The sequence below is a fragment of the Planctomyces sp. SH-PL14 genome, assembly GCF_001610835.1.
In the GTDB taxonomy this organism is placed as follows: Bacteria; Planctomycetota; Planctomycetia; order Planctomycetales; family Planctomycetaceae; genus Planctomyces_A.
This window is the reverse complement of sequence record NZ_CP011270.1, coordinates 6,050,972-6,070,160: the sequence shown is the minus strand read 5'-3', so window position 1 is coordinate 6,070,160 and position 19,189 is coordinate 6,050,972. Positions and strand designations below refer to the sequence as shown.

General features: G+C 66.9%; 6 protein-coding genes. 3 read left to right on the top strand and 3 right to left on the bottom strand.

The genetic code is table 11. The annotated features are described in order from the left end of the window. Positions 1-283 precede the first annotated feature (283 nt). Positions 284-3,898, bottom strand: a complete 3,615-nt coding sequence (locus VT03_RS23245) for a protein kinase domain-containing protein (RefSeq protein ID WP_075095213.1) — start codon at positions 3,896-3,898, stop codon at positions 284-286. A gap of 610 nt (positions 3,899-4,508) precedes the next feature. Between VT03_RS23245 and VT03_RS23240 the strand changes: the two genes are divergently transcribed. Both VT03_RS23240 and VT03_RS23235 read left to right on the top strand, forming a co-directional pair. Beyond that, positions 4,509-5,285 (top strand): SirB1 family protein, encoded by a 777-nt coding sequence (locus tag VT03_RS23240; protein ID WP_197489058.1) that lies wholly within the window; start codon positions 4,509-4,511, stop codon positions 5,283-5,285. A gap of 359 nt (positions 5,286-5,644) precedes the next feature. Then, positions 5,645-6,079: a hypothetical protein gene (locus tag VT03_RS23235; protein WP_075095211.1), complete on the top strand. Its 435-nt coding sequence runs from the start codon at positions 5,645-5,647 to the stop codon at positions 6,077-6,079. A 359-nt stretch (positions 6,080-6,438) separates the two neighbouring features. On the opposite strand, the gene VT03_RS23230 is transcribed toward VT03_RS23235, so the two are convergent. Continuing rightward, positions 6,439-15,396 (bottom strand): GH36-type glycosyl hydrolase domain-containing protein, encoded by an 8,958-nt coding sequence (locus VT03_RS23230; protein ID WP_075095210.1) that lies wholly within the window; start codon positions 15,394-15,396, stop codon positions 6,439-6,441. Positions 15,397-16,871: 1,475 nt separating this feature from the next. On the opposite strand from VT03_RS23230, the gene VT03_RS23225 reads away from it, so the two are divergent. Beyond that, a complete protein-coding gene (locus tag VT03_RS23225) occupies positions 16,872-18,149 on the top strand; it encodes a Gfo/Idh/MocA family protein (protein WP_075095209.1) in 1,278 nt (425 codons plus the stop codon). A 122-nt stretch (positions 18,150-18,271) separates the two neighbouring features. On the opposite strand, the gene VT03_RS23220 is transcribed toward VT03_RS23225, so the two are convergent. Beyond that, positions 18,272-19,129: a HEAT repeat domain-containing protein gene (locus tag VT03_RS23220; RefSeq protein ID WP_075095208.1), complete on the bottom strand. Its 858-nt coding sequence runs from the start codon at positions 19,127-19,129 to the stop codon at positions 18,272-18,274. Between the last annotated feature and the right edge of the window lie 60 nt (positions 19,130-19,189).

Sequence of the window (19,189 nt, the reverse complement as noted above, 5' to 3'; positions counted from 1 at the left end):
CTCTTTGCCCGCCGGAGGCCCTCTCGTCGAGAGATGTCTGAAGGAGATCGTGTCCAAACGCGGACACAGTGCCGGATGCCCCCTCACCAACCCGCGGAGATTCCAGAGCGAGCGGGGAGTCCTCAACGCCGCTCCCACAAAGGGAACGTCCGTTGCTTACCACGGTTCCTCATGGAAGCGCCTCCGGCGGCAAGGGGTCCTGTGTTGTTTTTTGGCCCCTTGACCCCAGGCTGCCGTGGCACGATGGGCTTGAGCTAACAGAGCCGTGCCGGCAAGGACGCGGTCAGCGCATGACCGCCGCATTCCTCCATGTCGCGGAACGGACCTGCCCGTGCAGACCATTCCCCGACGAATCCATCGCCACCGCCCCCGTCCCCTCATCAAAGTGATAAAGCGCCAGCGTGTCCGAATCCGCAGCAAACCGCCCGTCAGGAGGAAGCGGCTCAAAGTCCCCCCGGTAACGAACCACCTTCGAAAACCGGACCTCGTCGATCAGCCCGCAAAAGAAGTGTTGAGCGGAACGGTCATCGAACGGATCGGCACCGATGACCATCGGAAAGGGAGAGGGGATAAGTCGACCTCCCAGCGACCCGCGCTGCGCCTGCAGCTTCCCGTCGACATACAGCCGGAACTGTCCCCCCTCCAGCGTCCCGGCAAGATGGACCGTCCGGTGATCCTCCGGCTTCACGTCCGAGTGGACATGGCGGTACCCGAGCGAACTGCCCGGGTTGCCGTCGTTCACCATGAAGGTCCAACCCGTTCCCCGCCAGGTCTGCAGGCCGACCCCGCCCTTCTGGATGTCGCCGACCACCGTGTACTTGGGCTCGCCCGGAAGGGGAGCAAAGGGAAGAGGCCGCACCCGAGCTTCCAGGGTGAGCGGCGTCGCGCCCTGATAGCGAAGCGCCGGGATCCACACGCTCGACGTCGCCCCGTCAAACTCGAGGGCATAGTCCCCCGCCGCCAGCCGCGGCAGCGAGCCCCCGGGAGCAGCGGCCTGAGAATCGGCCGGCCGCACGCGGAAGTTCCGGTACTCGCTTCGCCCCGCGATCGGACACAGACAGATCGCCCCCGACACCGCCGCCAGCCCGGCATGACGGGGATTCGTCCCCTGCAGCGCCGTACGGGTCGTCTGGACGACGACCGTCCCGTTCATCCGCACCGTGAGATCGTCGCGGATGGCCGACACCGCCATCGTGTTCCACTCCGGCCAGCGGCGATAGAACCCCGTCCGCGCCGCGGCGAGACGGAAGATCGAGCCGCACCGCTGATCGGGCGTGATCGCCTTGTACGACTCGTCGTCCAGCATCTGGACCTCGAGCCCGGTGAAGGCCGGGTCGCCCGTCCCGCCATAACGGATCCCCAGGCCGCTGTTCCCCCCCGACGACAGCCGGAAGTCGATCGACACCTCGAAGTCGTCGAACTGCCCGGGAACCATGACGACCCCGCGGCGGTTCTCGTTGACCAGCACGCCGTTCTCGACCTTGAGGAGCGAGGTGTCTCCCCGCCAGCCGGACACCGACCGGCCATCGAACAGCTCCTTCCAGCCGGCGCCGAGAGGCGGCGTCTGGGTGGCTGGAGCCGGCGTCGCAACGACCGCGGAGGAGGGCGGCGGCGAGGGCGAGGCGGCCGCGGTCGACATCCCCGTGTTCCACATCGCGCCGAAGAGACGGCCATGCCTCCCCCGCCCGGACGAGTCCTGAAGCTGGGTCCCAGTCCCGTCGTCGCAGTGATAGAGCGCCAGCGTCGCAAAGTCCGGCTCGAACCGATTCACGACCGGATAGTCCTCGCGATAGCGGGCCGTGTTGGAGATCCGGATCTCGTCGACCCGCCCCACGAGCTGGAGGCCGGCGTTGCCGCTGTCGTTGGGATCGGCCCCGATCATGAACGGGAACCTGGCTTTGGCCAGCGGAGCGGCGAGCGGCTTCGACTCCACGAGCTTGCCGTCGACGAACAGCCGGATGACCTTTGCCGCGCCGTCGACGACCGCCGCGACGCGCAGCGTCCCGCGCTGCCAGGGGAGCCCCGGGTAGGTCAGGATGTCGGTGGCGACGATCTGCCCCATCGGGTTGCCGCACTCGAACATCAGCCCCTGCTCTTTGGCGACGAACCCCAGGCCGGGCCCCTGCTTGTTCGAGAGGATCGACCCCATCCGGTTCCCCTGCGAGTCGGCGTTTCGCGGAGCGTCGACCTGCACCGTCAGCTCGATCGTGAGGGAGCCGGTGCTCGTCACGTCGAAGTCCGGCAGGGCCACGTGGCTGCGGCCGTCGAACGCCAGGGAGAAGTCAGCCCCCGGCGTGCCGCTTCCCGCGGAGGGGGCGGTCGAGGGCGTACCGGCCGCCAATGAGCCATCGTTCGCTCCCGCGCCGGCGGGAACGGTCACTGCGCCGCTCGGCGTCGCCCCAGCCGAGGCGACGTTCGCGCCGTTGCCAGGCGCCGCTGGTCCCCGCGAACTGAGACCGCGGACCCACAGGACAAAACCGACGATGAGTCCGAGCGCGGCCACGGCGGAGACCGCCTGGATCGCCCGGTTCTGCCGCCACGGATCGAGGGCGGTGCTCGACCGTCCCGTGGCTCCGGCCGGTGCCATCCGGGTGAGCGTCGTCGGGTCGGTGTCGGTCGCCTGCCCCGCCATCGAGGTGACGTCGAATGCCGCCGCCCGTTTCTTACCGGTTCCCCGCCCCGCGGCCGCCTTCGTCGCACCGGCGGTCCCCTGAGCGGTCGGCGGCGAGTCGGTCCCGCCGTCGAAGATCCCCAGGAAGTCGTTGAACTTCTCGCTCTCCGATGGCGGGACCGTCAGGATCGGGACGATGTCGGACGGATTCCCGCTGGCCACCTCATTCGGCTTCTCGCGGGCCCGTTCGAGCGCCGTCATGACTTCGGTCATCGTCTGGAAGCGGTCCGTCGCCTTCTTGGCAACCATCCGCTGGAAGACCGCGTCGAGCGCCGGCGGGACGTCTCCGCGGGAACCGCGGAGCGAGGGGATGGGGGACTCGCGGTGGGCCAGCAGCCGGGCCATGACCGAGTCCCCGCCGAAGAGCGGCCGGGCGGTCAGCAGGAACCAGAGCGTCACACCCAGGGAGTAGATGTCGCTGCGGGCGTCGGCGTTCTTGGTGCTGAGGGCCTGTTCGGGGGCCATGTAGTCCACGGTCCCCATCACGGCGCCGGTGCTCGTGAGTTCCGCCTGCGTCCCGACGTCCCCTTCGATGCGGGCCAGCCCCATGTCGAGGATCTTGACGGTCCCGTTGTGGTCGAGGAGCAGGTTGGCGGGCTTGATGTCGCGGTGGATGACTCCCTGTTTGTGCGCGAACTCCAGGCCTCGGGCCGCCTGGAGGATGCAGTTCATTCCCTCTTCAACGGAGACGGCCCCCTTCCTCTTGATGAGGGACTGCAGGTCGCTGCCGTCGACAAACTGCATGACGAAGAAGTGCGTCCCGCGGGACTCGTCGGCGTCGTAGGCGGTGACGATGTTGGGGTGTTCGAGCCGGGCCGCCGCTTTAACCTCGCGGTGGAAGCGTGAGAGGAGTTCGGGGAGCTTCACCAGGTTGGGGGAGAGGACCTTGAGGGCGACGATTCGGTCCATGCGGCGGTGGCGGGCCTTGAGGACCATCCCCATCCCTCCTTGGCCGATCTTGTCCAGGATGAGGTAGTTCCCCAGGATCAGGGACTTGCCGCGGCGGGCGTAGGCCTGCTGGGCCTGGTAGGCGGTGAGAAGTTTGGCCTTCACGAGCACGCGGGCCATCGTCTCGGCGTCGGCGGCTCCGGAGGACTCCCAGGTGCGCGCGACGTCTTCCTTCGAAAGCAGTCCGCTTTCGATCAGTTCGGTACAGAACTCGTCGAACGTCATCGGCATGAGATGGTCACCGGCGGAGCGGGGGCGCTGGCCCGCTCTGGTCGTCATGTCTCCCGATCAATTCCCGCACGGCCGCGTTTTGCAGTCTGGATAGTCTACCGTGGATGGCGGGTGGATGCCTCTCCTGTGTGTCGGATGGCTGTGCGCGCGCCTTCCAATGTGAAGGCAACGGAGAAGCGCAGCATACGCGCACCGCAGCCTCGCTGGCCCTCACCGGGTCCAGGGGGCACCCTGGTGGGGAGTGCAGAGGGGCAACGCCCCTTTGCCCGCCGGAGGCCCTCTCGTCGAGAGATGTCTGAAGGAGATCGTGCCCAAGCGCGGCCCCCGTGCCGTATGCCCCCACACCAACCCGCGACGATTTCAGGGCGAGCGTCGCGATGTCACCGCCCCCCCAAAAACTCCGGACAAACCCGGACCTCCGAACAAGCCCGAGCAACCATCGGCACGAACTGCCACAGCCGCGAGTTTCTTAACACTACGGCAAGTTCTGCCCTCCCGGACTTTTCCAGTCGAGATCGCCGTGGCGGAGGTCTACAATTGGCGGTATCACTCCGGATGTCCGTCCTGCGTCCTTCGTCCTGGAATTATGGATCCGCTCGACAGCTCATCCTTCGATCGCGATGTGCAGTTCCAACGTCTCCTTCGGCATGATGCCAACGTGGATCTGACCGAGGCGGCCCTTGAGGTCGCCCGCGATTTCCACAACGACATCGACTTCGAGGGGGTCGACGCATGGCTGGACCAGCAGGCCCAGACGTTGCGTCCCCAGATCCTCCGCACGGCCGACGCCGATGAAGGCCTGCAGGCGTTCTGCGTCTTCATGACCGAGACACTCGGCTTCCGCGGTTCGGCCATGGCCACCTGCACCGCCGAGGGAAGCTTTCTCGACTCGGTGATCGCCAACCGTTTCGGCCTGCCGATCTCCCTGTCGATCCTCTACATCGCCTTGGCGGAGAAGGTCGGGATCAGTCTGCAGGGGGTCTCGAGCCCGCAGCATTTCCTCTGTCGTTGCGACGATTCTCCGGCGGGGCCGATCTTCGTCGATCCGTTCCATGCCGGCCGGACGATGACGCAGATCGAATGCGTCTCGTGGCTCAAAGAATTGACCGGTCTTTCCGTAGCCCGGATTAAGCCGACGCTGCGGGTCGCCTCCGCCCGGACGATCATTGAGCGGATGCTCAACAATCTCCGGAACCTGTTCCTCTGCCGGAAGGACTGGCGCGGGCTGCGGACGGTGCAGCACCGGCTCGTGCTTCTGAACCCCTGCTCGTACGCCGCCCGTCGCGATCTGGCTTACGCGACGATGAAGTCCGGCCGTCCGGGTGCGGCGATCGACATGCTCGAAGAGTGCCTTACGAATGCTCCGGAAGGAGAGCGTTCGACGGTCAATCTGATGATCGACGAAGCGCACCGCATGGTCGCCCGCTGGAACTGAGTTCTCAGTGGCCCCGCACACCAGCCCGACGCGCCAGCGAGGGTATGAAGTGTGGATTCCCTCGTTCGCGTTTCGAGCGAGGCGGTGTGGACAATCACAAGATGTCCATGATGAGGGCGGCGAGCCAGACAACACCGGCAATCTGGTTCCACGGCGCGTCGGTGAGAGTGTGGCGTCTGGACATCGTGGCCTTCCCTGACCGGTTTGCAGAGAATCCGAAGATGCCAATCTCCTGAGGAAACGCCCCCCTCAATCTCTAAACTCCCTAGCTCGAAGCGCCATCGAGAGGGAATGGCAAGGCGACGAAGCCGGTCGGACGTGAGCAGGCAGGCGCGAAGGGCTCTGCAAGGGTAACGATCATGACTTCATCGGAAATCGGATTCTCTGCGCAGTTCGGTGGACAGGATGCGGCAACGGCTGTGCTACCTCATTTCAAAGCCTTGCAGGTCGCCAGCCAAGGACTGCGATTCGAGGGATTTCCTTATCCCGAGTTGGCCTTCATCCTCAGGGTGGACGGTGAGGTCAATCAGTACGAACTCTCGGGGATCGGTTATCTGGATGTCGATCGACGTGGAAGGTATTTGTCGGTCGACATCGGGATTGAAAGGGACGATCGCGGGCGAGTTGCGGACGTCATTTGTGAAGGGCTCCTGTTCAGCATGGAGTACATCCGGTCCGTGAAGCCCAAGTTGGCGAAAAAGATCGACTTTCGGTCGATGGAAGAATGCTTGGTGGAGTTGGTGAGTCGGTATAGAGGCGAATTGACCAGACTCAATGTCCAGACTTCCTCGTGAGCGAAAGCATTACCCGGCGTCTGAGCCCCGACGGAGAAGGTCCAATCTCCGGAGTGACCAAACGGGCTGCAACCGCCGTTGAAGTTCACGCTTCAGCGTACCCCGCTGGACGCAATCTGTTCGAAGACCACGCAGCGGACAGCCTGAAGGCTGAATTCCAACAGGGAGTCCCTCACCCTTCACCGCTCACTCCACAATCGCCGCGGGTTGGTGAGGGGGCATCCGGCACTACGTCCGCGTTTGGACACGCGCTCCTTCAGACATCTCTCGACGGCCAGCCCTCCGGCGGGCAAAGGGGCGTTGCCCCTCTGCACTCCCCGCCAGGGGTGACCCCCTGGACCCCGGCTCTTTGACCCCCTCTAACTTCCGCGCTCCTCCGCTCTCACCGCATCCGCGGACTCCTCCCCGTCCCGACGCACATCCCCCCCACGCCCATTCGGCACATGCACCGTAATCCGGTGCTCCTGACCATCCTCCACCAACGTGAACCGATTGCTCGCCGGATCAAACGCCTCCGCCGACTCCTCATCATGACCAGGGACCACCTTGAACACCCAGGTCGTCGTCCCCCGCCGCATCCGAACCTCAAACTCACCCCACTCCGGCGGAACACAAGGCTCGAACGAAACCGTCCCCTCCCGCACCCGCAGCCCCAGAATCGACTCCAGCGCCGCCCGATACGTCCACGCCGCGGACCCCGTGTACCACGTCCACCCCCCGCGCCCGCCATGCGGATCGACGGAATACACATCCGCCGCCACTACGTAAGGCTCCACCTGATACGTCCGGACCCCCTCGGGACTCGCCGCGTGGCGAACGGGATTGATGAGATCAAAGATCCGCATCGCCTCCGCCCCCCGCCCCTTCTGGACGAGCGCCTGGATCAGCCACAGCACCGCGTGCGTGTACTGGCCGCCGTTCTCCCGCACCCCCGGCAGATACCCCTTGATATAGCCAGGATCGAGCTCCGTCTTGTCGAACGGCGGATCAAACAGCTTCACCAGCTTCAGCCGCTCATCGACAAGACGTTCCAGCACCGCCGACAGCGCCTGGTCCGTCCGCTCCGGATCGGCCTCGGCGAACACCGCCCACGTCTGGGCCAGCGAATCGATCTGGCACTCGTCGTTCTCCCGAGAGCCCAGCGGCGTCCCGTCGTCGAAGAACGCCCGGCGATACCACTCGCCATCCCACGCCTGGCTCTCCAGAGACTGCCGCAGCGCCACCGTCTTCTGCCGGTACTGCTGCGCCAGCTCGTGATCGCCACGCTCCTCCATCACCGGAAGGAAGCGGTCGAGCAGCACGAGCAGGAACCACCCCACCCACACACTCTCCCCCTGCCCCCCTTCGCCCACCTTGTTCATCCCGTCGTTCCAGTCGCCGCACCCCATGAGCGGTAGGCCGTGCGGGCCGCTCGTGAAGCCGCGGTCGAGCGTCCGCAGGCAGTGGTCGTAGACCGAGGACTCTTCCCCCGCGGGCGAAGGCTGCTCATACCGCTCGTGCTCGTCCGGCCGGAGGAGCGGCGAACGGATGAACGGAACGATCTCGTCGAGAACCGTCCGGTCCCCCGTGACACCGACGTAGTGCGCGACGACGAGCGGCAGCCACAACAGGTCGTCGGAGAACCGCGTCCGCGTCCCCCGTCCCCCCGGCGGATGCCACCAGTGCTGCACGTCCCCTTCGACGAACTGCCGCGCGGCCGCCCGCAGGATCTGCTCCCGCGCCACGCCCGGCCGGCTGTAGACCGCCGCCATTACGTCCTGGAGCTGATCGCGGAACCCGTACGCCCCGCCGGACTGGTAGAAGGCGGACCGCCCCCAGACCCGGCAGCTCAGGACCTGATAGACCAGCCAGTGATTGACCAGGAGATCGAGCGCCGGGCTCGGCGTCTTGACCTGCACCGTCTCGGTCACGTCGGTCCACACCTCGCGGGTCTGCTGCATCGCGGAGTGAACGGCGTGCGGCGTGTTGAACCGGTGCAGCAGCGACTGCGCTTCCGCCCGGTCCTGACCGCTGCCGAGCAGGAACACGACCTCCACCTCTTCCCCGGCCGGGATCGAAACGGTCGTCTGGATCGCCCCGCAGGGATCGAAGCCAGGTCCGATCTTCCTTGCCAGTTCGCCCGGATGGAGGAGCGCCGCCGGACGCTGCGGATGCGCATTGCGGCCCCAGAACTCCTCGCGGTCGCCGGTCACCGAGCGGTTGAGCGAGAGGACCTGCAGGAACGCCACCTGATCCGGGTAGTCCGGATGGTACGAGTTGCGGACGAGGAGCGCCCGGGTCTCGGGATCGACGTCCGTCACGAGGAACATCCGCGACTGGTCCCGCGTCACCCCGAGGACGAACTCGGCGTAACAGGTGACCGACAGCTCGCGGGGAAGATCGGACCGGTTCCGGAGCTTGAGGCAGCTGAACTTCACCGGCGCGTCGGGCGCGATCGAGATCCGCAGCTCATGCTCCAGCCCCTGCGCTGAGTGCAGGAACCGCGAATACCCCTGTCCGTGATGGACCTCGACCGACCGGTGCGCGGAGCGCGGGCCGGGAACGGCGGTCCACAGGTCGCCCGACTTCTCGTCGCGGATGAAGATCTGCTCGGCCGGCGGATCGATGACCGGGTCGTTCGACCACGCCGTGAGCTTGTTCTCGCGGCTGTTCTCCGCCCACGTGTAGCCGCCGCCGGACTCGGTCACGAGGCAGCCGAACCGCGGGTTGGCGATGACGTTCGACCACGGCATCGGCGGGACCGCCCGGCTTTCCAGGAACATCCGGTACTCCCGGCCATCCCCCGTGAAGCCCCCCGTCCCGTTCCAGAACTGGAGGGACTCGCGGGCTTCCGAGCGAGAACCGGATTCCGATCCGCGGCCCGTGGTGGCGGCCCGCTCGTGCGGAGCGAACTCCTTGATCGGCGACTGCGAGCCGATCGCAAGGTTGCGATGCGGTCCCTTGACGGCCGGCTTCGCTCCCTCGGTCTTCTCGGCCGGCTTCGGCGCGGCCGCGGGAGCGGGAGCGGGGGTGAAGTTGGCCCACCCGCGGCGGGCATCGACCACGATCGCCGCCGCCGATTCGAGGAGGTAGCGGTCCTCCGCCGTGATCTGCGCAGCGCGGATCGTAAAGACCGCCGTTCCGCCGCCGGGACGATGCGAGTCCCCCGCCAGCCGCTGCAGCTGTTCCTGAAGCTCGTCGAAGTAGCTGCCGGGCAGCTCGTTGAGGACCACGAGGTCGATATGGAGTCCGAGCGACTCCCAGTACCGCCGCCCCTGGGCCAGCTCCTGCACGAACTCGACCTGGTCCTGCTCGCTCACGCGAACGAGGAGGATCGTCCGGTCGCCGGAGATCCCGAACCGCCACAGGCCGTTCTGCCCCTGCCGGTTCAGGCGGATCGACTGCTGCGGTCCGCGGAGGATCGGATCGGGGAAGATCAGCGACGACGCCAGCCGCTGGAACCGCTGGGCGCGGGCCGCCGTCATCTGGAGGTGGTGCAGGTTGACCTGGTTGTACGCCCACGCGAGCTCAAAGGCCCGCTGCACGCCGCGGAGGTCGTGGTACTGGTCGGCGACGCGGAGCGCCTCATCCCGCGTCTGGGCCACGCCGGTCGTGAAGGCGACGACGACGCTGCTCTCGGCCGGAACCCGGACCTTGCACCGCAACGAGAAGATCGGATCGAGAACGATCCCGACCGTCCCGCTGAGCCGCGTTCCGGGGTCGAGCGCCTGCGGCGCGCGGGGCGTGCAGCCCCGGCCGAGGAAGTTCGCCCGGCTCGTCTCGAACTGGATGTCCTGGCCGTGAGCGTCCGCACACGACAGGACATGCACCCCCCACAGCGGCTGCTGCTTCAAGTCGCGGGGACGGCGGCGGGCGATGAGCGCGGTCTCGCCGGGAACGTATTCGGTCTCGACGAACAGCTTCTGGAAGGCGGGATGCGCCAGGTCCGCCGCCTGGGGGCAGAGCGCGATCTCGGCGTAGCTCGTGATCTCGATCACCCGCTCCTCGGAGCCGTGGTTCACGAGCCGCAGCTGCCGGACCTCGACCTGGTTCTCCGGGCAGACCGTGACTTCGTAGAGCGTCTCCAGCTCGCCGTCGAGGCGGCGGAACTCCGCCTTGTCGATGGCGTAGGTGATCTCGTACGCGTCCGGCGTCGCGCAGGTCGGCTGGTACGTCGGGGACCAGACGCGGTTCGTCGCGAGGTCCCGCAGATAGAGGAACTGTCCCCACTGGTCGCGGGTGTTGTCGGGGCGGAAGCGGGTCACCGCCACGTCCCCCATCGTGCTCGATCCGCCGCCGGTGTCGGTCACCATGACGGAGTACCGGCCGTTCGAGAGCAGGTGCGTCCGCGGCCGGGCCGAGTCCCAGCCCCCCATCCGGCGGGCCACGATCTCGACGCTCGCCGGAGCGACGTGGACCACTTCGGTCTCGTCCTCGTGCGGCATGATGATCGGCGGACCGTCCGGAACCTTCTCCTGGAGCAGCAGCTCGCTGGCGCGGATCAGCGGATGGGCGTGGAACCGCCGCGGGAGCGAGCTGTCCATCAGGACGTTCGCCAGGGCGTTCAGTCCCATCCCCTGGTGGTGCGCCATGTAGCAGCGGACCGGGACGGAGCGGCGGTTGACCGGAACCCGCTCCGGCGTGAACTCGATAGCGTCATAGAAGCCCCACACCCCCAGGCCCCCTTCGGCCTCCAGGCGGTGCAGGTTGGCGTACGCCTCCTGCGGCGCGATCGGCAGCGCGAGCAGCGTGGCGTAGGGCGCGACGACCCGGTCGTCGCTGAGCCCCCGCTTGAGGCCGAGCCCCGGGACGCCGAACGACTGGTACTGGTAGTCGAGGTTCGTGGCGAGCGACGCGAAGGCGGACTCCGACACTCCCCACGGAATGCCGAGGCTGTTCCCGTACTGCCGCTGCCGGGCGACCGCGGTCTGGCACGCCTGGGCGATGAGGGAGCCGGGGTACCACTTCTGGAACAGGACCGGCATGAGGAACTCGAACATCGTCCCCCCCCACGAGAGCAGCCCGAGCTGTCCGGCGGAGTAGGTGGCGGAGCGTCCGAGCTGGAACCAGTGCCGGGCCGGAACGTCCCCCTTGGCGATGGCGACGAAGCTGGTGAGGCGGGCCTCCGAGCAGAGCATGTCGTAGTGCGAGCGGTCGAGGCGGTCGTCCTCGAGGTTGTAGCCGATGGCGAACAGCCGCCGCTGCGGGTTGTAGAGGAACTCGAACTGCATCCCGAGCGCGAGCGACTCGCAGTGCGCCGCGACGGCGTCATAGCGGGCGACGAGCGCGGCCGCCCCCTGCGAGGTCCGCTCGAGAGCGGTCTTCAGGGTCTCAAACTGCGTGTGGAGCGCGGCCCGGGTTTCCTGCGGCTGGGCCGACGTGAGGCTCTCCAGCTCCGAGACGAGCGGCGCCGTGACGCCGGCGATCGCGGCGAGCCGCTGCGGCGAGTTCGCCTGGCTCAGTTCCTTCCGCAGCCGCAGCCAGCAGCGGGTGACGGCATCGGCCGCCGCCTCCACTTCGGGACCGTCGTGCAGCGGCAGGGCGGCGGGGAGCGCATCGGCCCAGGCCAGCAGCGTCAGGCGGTCCTCTTCGAGGCCGTCGAGATGCTGGATCAGGATGTCGACCGCGGTCCGCAGGTCGTCGGCCGGGAATGACTCGTCGCTCAGCAGCGCCAGGTTGGCGACGTTGAGGGCCGCCCGGTGCGTCTTCCACCCCTTGACCGTCGTATTCCACTCGACGAGCGAGACGGGGCAGGTCTGGAAGGTCCCCTGGAACTCTTCGAAGGCGTTCGCCATCCGGTCGAACGCCGGCGGATGCGCCTTCCCGAGCGACCGCCGCAGGTGCCGGATGCTGTCCGCCACCAGGAACGCCGTGTCCTTCAGCCCGTCCCACTGGGCCGGGCTGAAGACCGGAGCCTGGAGGAGGTCGGCGGTCCCGGTCTTGATGACGAGGAAGCAGGCGGCCAGGTTCCCGCTGTCGACCGTCGAGATGTATCGCGGCCGGAGCGGCTGGACGTTGCTGGTCTCGTACCAGTTGTAGAAGTGGCCGTGGAACTTCTCGAGGTTCGACCACGTGGCGAGGTTCTTCTCCCACCCTTCGACGAGCCCGTGCAGGCCGAGGAAGCCGAAGTCCCGGGCGACGAGCCCCGACGTGAGGTACAGGCCTTCGTTCGTCGGCGAGATCCGCTCGGCGAGCTTCGCCTGCGGGTACTCCTGGAAGTTGTCGGGCGGGAGCCAGTTCGTCCGCGGTCCGACCATGCACTCGAACCAGAACCAGGTCTTGCGGGCGATGTGCCGCAGCCAGAGCTTCTGCTCCGCGGTGAACTCGGGAGCCTTCCGGTGGAGCGGCTGGCTGATGACATGCGCCACGAGCGGCCCGGTCAGCCACGCCACGAGCCAGATCGCCGCGGGGACGAGCGCCGCGGTCGGCAGCAGGAAGGCGAGCGCGATCGCCAGGGCCGGGAGCGGCCAGAGCTTCACGTAGATCGGCTTGCGGCTCTGTCCGAGCCGCTGGTCGACCGCCGCCGCGGTCTCCCATTCGAGCATCCGGGCGCGGGACCGCGTCACGCGGTGGATCGTGCGGGCGATGGCGTCGACCATGAGCAGCGCGCGGTGCGGCAGCAGGCTCATGTGGATATAGGTCCGGACGAACGACCGTCCCAGGTCGAGCCCCGAGGACCGGAGATGGGAGAGCGGCTCGCTCGTGCGGAACAGTCCCCAGAGCGACGTCGCAAGACCGCCGAAGAGCGGGAACCCGATCGTCAGCACCCCGATCCCGGTCCACCACCACGCCCCCTGCGGAGCGAGGAACCAGCCGAGGATCAGCAGCGCCATCACGAGCGGCGCCACGACGCTGCGACGGAGGTTGTCGAAGATCTTCCACTTCGAGAGGAGCGACAGCCGGTTCGCGCGGTCGCCGGTGAGCGACGGCACGCGGCCGAAGAGCCACGGCGCGATCTGCCAGTCGCCGCGGACCCAGCGGTGCTGCCGCCGCAGGTCGGCGTCGTACCGCATCGGGAAGCCGTCGATCAGCTCAATGTCCGAGACGAGCCCGACCCGGACGTGACAGCCTTCGATCAGGTCGTGGCTGAGAATCGTGTTCTCGGGGAACGCCCCGTGGAGGACGGTCTCAAAGGCGTTGAGGTCGTAGATCCCCTTCCCCGTGAAACTCCCTTCGCCGAAGAGATCTTGATAGACGTCCGAGGCGGCCGAGGCATAGGGGTCGAGCCCCTTGCCGTGGGCGAAGATCCGCGAGTACCACGAGCGGTTGCCGTCCGCGAGATGAACGCTGACGCGGGGCTGAAGGATCGTGTAGCCGTGCTTGAGGCAGCTCCCGTCCGGGCTGACCTGCGGGCGGTTCAGGATGTGGGCCAGCGTCCCGATCATCTTCCGCGCGGTGCCGAACGGCAGCTGCGTATCGGCGTCCAGCGTAATCACGAACTGGATGTCGGAGACGCCGTTCGGACCGAGAAGCGCGGGGAGATCCCCTTCGATCGTCGTGTACGTGGTCTCCTTCGCGCCGCGGAGGAGGGCGTTGAACTCCATCAGCTTGCCGCGCTTCCGCTCCCAGCCCATCCAGACCTTGGCGACGGGGTTCCAGCGGCGGCTGCGGTGGAACAGGTAGAACGGTCCCCGTCCGTCCTGGCCGTACCGCTCATTGAGCGTCCGGATCCCCTCGACCGCCCGGCGGACCAGGTCGGCATCGCGGGGGAGGCTTTCGGCATCGGCGTCCGTGAAGTCGGTCAGCAGCGCATAGGTGACGTTGGGCTCGGGGTTGGCGATGGCGTGCATCTCGAGCCGGCTGACGAGCGAGTCGATCTCCCCCGCTCCGCTCAGCATCGAGGGGATGACGACGATCGTCCGGTACTCGGACGGGACCCCGTCCTTGAGCTCGAGCTTCGGCAGGACCCGCGGCGGCATGACGTGCGTGACGAACAGGTTCGTCGCCAGCACCGCGACTTCCGACCACGGGAGGATCGAGACGATCGCCAGCAGCAGCGCGATCCACGGTCCGCCGAGGAGTTTGGCGGCGACGATCCCGGTCAGCAGCGTGCCGAGGACCGTGATCCCGATGACGGAGGTAAAGAAGGTGGCCGACGGCTTCCGGGCGAAGGTCCGGAGGATCCGTTCGCCGAACTTCCGCGCGTAGCCGACCTGCTCCACGAACGCATCCTGTCCTTCGCCGACCAGCCAGTAGCCGACGTGCGAGCGGGGATCGTCATGGACAACAGCGGGCGACGCTCCGACCGGCGTGACGCCGACCGACGACGCCGCTCCGACGATCGAGGCGGACCGCCGGACGACCATCTCGGCGACTTCGGCATCGGTCCGTCCGGACCGCTTCGCCAGCCGCTCGACGATGTGCCGGTAGCGGTCGCGGCTTTCGAAATCCATCCGGGGATAAACCCCCGCCGGATCGCGCCGCAGGATCTGCTCGGCGAGGCTCGTCTCCTCGAAGAACGTCTCCCAGTCGGTCGCGGACAACAGCCGCATGCTGGTGATGACGTTGCCGACCGAGACCTGATTGACCGCCTGCCGCTGATGCTCTTCGCGGAGGAGGTCGTGCGTCCCGGGGAAGCGGTGATGGACGAGCTGTTCGAGCGTCGCCAGCCGGACGATCTGGTCGGGCGCGCACTCGCGGACCACCCCCAGGACCTGCAGGATGAGCTGCGGGTTGCGGCGGTCGGTGTCGAGCGCCGGCGGCAGGCGGTCTCCCCCCTGCCACTCGTCCGCCAGCCGGTGCGCCAGCTCGCGGCAGCGTTTCATCTTCAGCATCTGGGCGGAGAGCCGCCGCAGGTTCTCGACGAGCACCAGCCGGAACATGATCGGAATGGCCCACACCTCGCCGATCGAGAGCGGGGCGACCGCCTGGAAGCGGCGGATGAACTCGACGATCGTCCCCTGGTCGAGAACGCTGTCGGTGTGCGTCACCAGTTCGAGGGCCAGGCGATGGATCCGCGGCTCGCCGCTGGAGAGCTTGGGGAGTTCGCGGAAGTAGGAGGCGGGAAGGTCCTCCTGGATCTGCCGGAGCTGCTCTTCGACGACGTAGAAGTTGTCGAGCAGCCACTGGGTGTCGGGGGTGACCGGGTCGCCATCGCGCGCGCCGCGGGCGAGAGTCCGGTTCGCTTCCTTGAGGAACTCGGCATTCTCGGAGAAGCGGGAGCGGAACTCGGGAGCATCCTGGACCGAAGCGTCGGTCTTGAGCGACCCCGCCAGGTCGACGGCGTGGGCCATCAGGTGCTCAAAGCTGTAGAGCTCGCCGCGATAAGCAAAGTCGCTGGGGTGAATGTAGAGCGTGTCGTCTGCCTGGGGACCGGAGACGGTGGGGGCGCTGGTCATGTCGATCCATCAGAGGGGCGGGACCCGCCGGGCCGAGGCACTTCGCCGGCAGGTCGGGCGGGGCGACCGGATCGGTCGTCCGAATGGGGGGAGGACACGCCTCCCGCTCATGCGCAAGCCGTGCCATCCCCACGCAATGTGGCGACAACACCCGCATATCCGGTCAGCCCCTAAAACAAGAGCCACGCGCGAACACGTGGCTCTTGAGACATTCGAATTGGAGAGCGGCCCGGCGTTACCGGACGCTCTGCGAGAGACGTTCTTCAGCGCGGCGAAGGATCGAGGAGAGCTTCGACTCGACGGCCTGGATCGGCGAGATGCGGCAGCGGGTGTCAGTCACCAGGGACTCTTCGGTCCCGGCGGGTTGTTCAAGAGCAGCACGAGGGACAGCGATACGACGGCGAAGATCGGTAAGTGATGGCATCCGCAATTCTCCTGACACAGGGCGCGGTCCGCGCGCCTTTTTCCACTACTTCTGTTGAACCATCCCTGATTCCTCGAAGACCAGTGTGACGAGGCGGACATTCCATCCGTCCTTCGTGTGGCCCCGATGAACATGCGGAGGAATTCTCACGAACCCCTGCAATTCATCAGCCAACGTCGATTCGTCGTAGAGTCTAGAACCGACCACGGGAGCGGGATGTTGCAACAAGCGTGCCTGGGTTTCAATGCTTGAAGATGTCGCGCGGGGACGGATTCCCAAAGTGTCGAATCAACCGGTCGTTGCGTGCAAAATGGGGGGAGTGGACGCATCGGCGTTCGTCGGATGGGTCGCCAACTGTTGGTGCAGTAGCCCCCAAAATGATCGCTTCGGGCGCACCCCATTCATCAGCGGTGATGGATGCCGTCGCGCCGTCCTTCGGATGAGAAAACGCCGATCGGTCGCCAGCGAAGAAGGACTACGGAGCGAGTCAAGGCTGCCACCTCATCCCAAAGCGGACCCCGCGTTGTTGGTCTGACATCAGCGACTTACGATCCCTCCTGATACCGGGCCCTCTGGTCTCACCACGTTATCCGGGTCCAGGGGCACCCTGGTCAGGGGGTGCAGGGGGCAGAATGCCCCTTGCCCGCCGGAGGCCCTCTCGTCGAGAGATGTCTGAAGGAGTGAGTAGCCAAGCGCGGATACCGTGCCGGATGCCCCTCACCAACCCGCGGGGATTCCAAAGGGGACGTCCGTTACTTACCACGGTTCCTCATGGAAGCGCCTCCGGCGGCAAGGGGGCGTGGCCCCCTTGACCCCAGACTGCCGTCGCACGATGGGTTTGACGTGGCAGAGCCGTGCCGGCAGGGACGCGGTTCGAGCCCCCCGAAATCACGCCCCGCCGGTGGCATCAGCCAGCACTGTTGCGTAAGGTGTGAACCAAGAGCGCCTGCCGCGAACGCCTCCTTCGACCAGAACGCCTCGTCCCGCCCCTTCGCGCTCCCTGCCATCCTCCGTCGCGCCCCGCGCCGACACCGATCCCGGAGATCTCCCCATGTCCCAACCCCTCCCGCGCCGCGAATTCCTCACCCGCTCCCTCGCCTTCGGAGCCATGGCCGCCACCACCCCCGGCTTCCTCCACGCCCAGGCCCCCTCCAACGAAATCCGCATCGGCGTCATGGGCATGGGCCGCGGACGCTCCGTCGCCCAGAGCTTCGCCAAGATCCCCGGCGTCGTCGTCGCCTACGTCTGCGACACCGACAGCGAACGCCTCGCCGCCGGACATAAGGAGATCGAAAAGAACACCGGACAAACCGCCACACCGGTCAGCGACTTCCGCAAGATGCTCGACGACAAGTCCGTCGACATCCTCGTCGTCGCCGCCCCCAACCACTGGCACGCCCCCGCCGCCATCCTCGGCTGCTCCGCCGGCAAGCACGTCTACGTCGAGAAGCCCTGCAGCCACAACCCGCACGAAGGGGAAGTCCTCGTCGAAGCCTCCCGCAAGCACAAGCGGGCGGTCCAGATGGGGAACCAGCGCCGCAGCGCCCCCGGCTTCATCGAAGCGATCGCCAAGATCAAGGACGGAGCGATCGGCCGCCCGTACCACTCCCGTTCCTGGTACAGCAACCTCCGCCCGACCACCGTCCTCGGCGCCGAGACCACGCCCCCCAAGACCCTCGACTACGAACTCTGGCAGGGCCCCGCTCCCCGCGCCCCGTACGTCGAAGGACGGATCCACTACAACTGGCACTGGTTCTGGGACTGGGGCAACGGCGAGCTCGGCAACAACGGCGTCCACTCGATCGACATCTCCCGCTGGGCCCTCGGCGTCGACCTCCCGACCAAGGTCCTCTCCGCCGGCGGCCGCTACCGCTTCAAGGACGACCAGCAGACCCCGGACACCCAGACCGTGACCTACGAGTTCGGCGACGCCGGCTCGATCACCTGGGAAGGCCTGAGCTGTAACAAGCACGCCAAAGGCTTCGTCCACGTCTACGGTGAAGCGGGCTCGATGGAGATCGACGAGTCCGGGACGTACCGGATCTACGACAAGAACGACAAGGTCATCGAAGAGAAGACCCACAAGCGGAACGACACGGAGCACGCCCTGAACCTCGTCGAGGCGATCCGCAACGACAAGCCGCTGGCCCTCAACTCCGAGATCCTGGAAGGCCACCGGACAACGATGCTCTGCCACCTCGGCAACATCGCCCACCGCACCGGCCGCACGCTCCACTGCGACCCGGCGACCGGCCGCATCCAGGACGATCCCGAAGCCATGAAGTACTGGACCCGCAGCTACGAGAAGGGCTGGGAACCGAAGGCCTGAAGAGAAGTTCGAGGGACTCGGGTCTAGAGACTAGGGATCAACGAAGACGAGGGCGTTCGCGGTTGCGGACGCCCTCGTTCCGTTTGGGATGCGAACTTGTCCCATGCCGCCCGGCTCTCCGGTCAATTCCCGTCCGGAGTCCGCATGGGCGCGGAGAGAATCGTGTGGACCGCCCAGTTGGTCTCGTCGTCGTCGGGGAGTTCCTGAAAGACGAAGGTTCGACCGAGACGGCAATGGGGATCGTCGGACACGACCTCGACTTCAAAGGGAGCGACCAGCGGCGTCACCAGGTCCATTTTCGTGCTCAAACCGTATCCGCACTCGGAAGGGGTCAGGTGCCGATACCGTGCGGTGTGGAAGAGGCGGCCCTGCTCGTCGAACGGAATCGCCTCGGCGGTGACGCGCCCCTCGAGACGTCCCGTCGGCGTCGTCTCGTCGAAGAGCCTGGGAGACGCCCCCTGAACATGCCGGATCACCCAGCGTCGCAACAGGTCCGAAATGGCCCCGCCCGCCTGACCCGACGGCGTATACCCCAGGGGGTCCACCTCATGGTCGGACTGCCACGCCGTGAAGAGCTGTGGAAGCACCGCGGGATCGCCGATCTGCCCCAGCGCGCTGGCCGCCGCACCGCGCACGGAAGCGTCGGGATCGCGCCGCAGCCGTTCCAGCAAACCCGCCAGCGCGCGGCCATCGCCATAGTCATGCAGGCATCCGCACACGACCCACCGGACGGTCTCGGACTCGTCGTCCAGCCGCGGCAGGATGGTCGGAGTGGCGTCGTTTCCATACAGCAACGTCAGGCCTTCGATCGCCTGGGCGCGGACTTCTAGGTCGGGATCCCGCATCCGGGCTTCGAAGTGGGGCAGGACGTCGGCCCGATCGAGCGCCCGGAGCGCCTGGCGAATCCGCCGGTAGGCTTCCGGATCCTGGTACGCCCCGCGCCGGGCCTCCAGAAACTCCGCGATCTGCTGCGGGATCATGATCACGATCTCCTGGAGATCGAATCCTCCGGCCCCGCCAGCGGGCCGATGATTCGACTT